The sequence below is a fragment of the Psychrobacter sp. AOP31-B2-9 genome (assembly GCF_052378005.1).
Lineage (GTDB): Bacteria > Pseudomonadota > Gammaproteobacteria > Pseudomonadales > Moraxellaceae > Psychrobacter.
The window spans coordinates 1-1589 of sequence record NZ_JBQSXG010000256.1 but is presented as its reverse complement, the minus strand read 5'-3'; the positions used below and the strand labels follow the sequence as shown (position 1 = coordinate 1589).

Annotated in this window: 3 protein-coding genes; 1 reads left to right on the top strand and 2 read right to left on the bottom strand. The window is 34.2% G+C overall.

The annotated features are described in order from the left end of the window. The coding region (locus ACT3SX_RS14960) for a hypothetical protein (RefSeq protein ID WP_444518783.1) at positions 1-201 on the top strand (201 nt) is incomplete at its 5' end. An 85-nt stretch (positions 202-286) separates the two neighbouring features. Here ACT3SX_RS14960 and ACT3SX_RS14955 read toward each other — a convergent pair. Continuing rightward, positions 287-739 (bottom strand): transposase, encoded by a 453-nt coding sequence (locus ACT3SX_RS14955; RefSeq protein WP_225735425.1) that lies wholly within the window; start codon positions 737-739, stop codon positions 287-289. 62 nt (positions 740-801) lie between these two features. Beyond that, positions 802-1131 (bottom strand): IS630 transposase-related protein, encoded by a 330-nt coding sequence (locus ACT3SX_RS14950; protein ID WP_192524967.1) that lies wholly within the window; start codon positions 1129-1131, stop codon positions 802-804. Between the last annotated feature and the right edge of the window lie 458 nt (positions 1132-1589).

The window sequence follows — 1589 nt, the reverse complement described above, 5'->3', positions numbered from 1 at the left end:
TTGATTGCTGGGGCAGTTCAGAATTTCAATTTGAGATTTATGGTTAAAAATAGTATAGGCAATCCAGCCCCAAACCAAAAATATTTGCTTATAAGTGAAAATGGAAATACAAGTTTTGGCACAACAGATAATAATGGATTTACTGAATCAGTTTATACATCTGAAAAGACAAAGTTCAGTATTCATGTGATTTTAGATTAAGGATTAGTATGTCTAGTTATTATACTCAAGCGGTTTTTATTAATGAAGTTCCAGATTTTTTGTCCATAGAAAAAATTAGTTATAGTCACTGCACTACAAAAGAGTTATAATTTGGATGAATATCATAAAACAATTTAGATAAGTCATTTTCCATCCAACCTTGGCGTAAAAACTTCACTTGAGCCCATTTTTTCTCGATGGGATTTAAGTCAGGACTATAAGGTGGTAAGAATAGAAGCCTGTGACCATGCCTGTTAAGCAGCTTTTGAACGCGCTTATGAAAGGTCGCATTATCCATAACGATCACACATTTTTTCTTAAGCTTTGGTATCAGCGTGAACTTGCACCAGTGATAGAAAACCTCTTTATTGATGTTGCTCTTTAAGCAATCGAGTGCAAACAGCATTTTGCCATATAGCGCACCAATCACGTTGGTTCGCTCCTTGGCTTGCCAGTTATAACTGCCAATGCAGGGGCTACCAATGGGTGCATAACCACAAGGACGCATCGTTTCACTTTCAAAGCCACTCTCGTCCATATAGACAATAGCAAAGCCTTGAGCAATGTAGTGGTTAAGTTTTTTTAGGTAGTGAGCCCTCTTTAGTGGACAAGCTTTGGGATGCTCAAGTGTCTTTTTTTTTTGCTAACACCAATACGCTTTAAGGCTTTGCTGATGCCTGTTGGGCTACAATTAAAACGCTGTGCTCGCTCATAGTGATAATCGTCAGGGTGGTCTTTGACATCCTGAGCTAGGGCTTCATCCTCTATTTTGTAGGGCTTAATATATCGAGTGGTTTTACTATGAAGACGCTTTTTCCACTTCTGGATAGTCGTTGGACTGATATCATAGAAAACAGCAGCTTCGGCAAAGGTCATGCCCTCATCTAAGCTTTTTAAAACTTGTTTGCGATAATCTAGGGAGTAAGTCATGGTCGTTTATACTGGTAATCGTTTAATTGATTTATTTTATAACATTTTTGTGGTCATCTGACTATATGAAGTTCAGTTCTCCAATTCAATTTCTAAGAATCTTTATAAAGTTTTAGTTATTCCTGCATATTCTTTATCTAAAAACGAAAGCGCATCATTAGTAATAAAAGTTGATAAAATTCCTATAAAAAAAATAAAATTAGATATATATTCTCGCAGCACATATCCAGTTAAGAAAATTTCATTAAAGTCAATATTATCTGAAACTTGTACCGATAGAAAAAATACTTGTACTTTTGATTTGAAACTCAAAATATATCAAATTGATAAAAAAAATAATAGAGCCATATTAATGAACTACAATAGTATTGAATTGCTATCTAAAAAAGAAAATAAATATACTGGTTACTATATTTACCGAAGAAGTAAAAAACTAAGTCAAACTTCCAAGGAAACAA

Bases quoted from the DNA above. Each gene is read 5' to 3' on its own strand.
- ACT3SX_RS14955 (WP_225735425.1), bottom strand. From the start codon at position 739: ATGGACGAGAGTGGCTTTGAAAGTGAAACGATGCGTCCTTGTGGTTAT.
- ACT3SX_RS14950 (WP_192524967.1), bottom strand. From the start codon at position 1,131: ATGACTTACTCCCTAGATTATCGCAAACAAGTTTTAAAAAGCTTAGAT.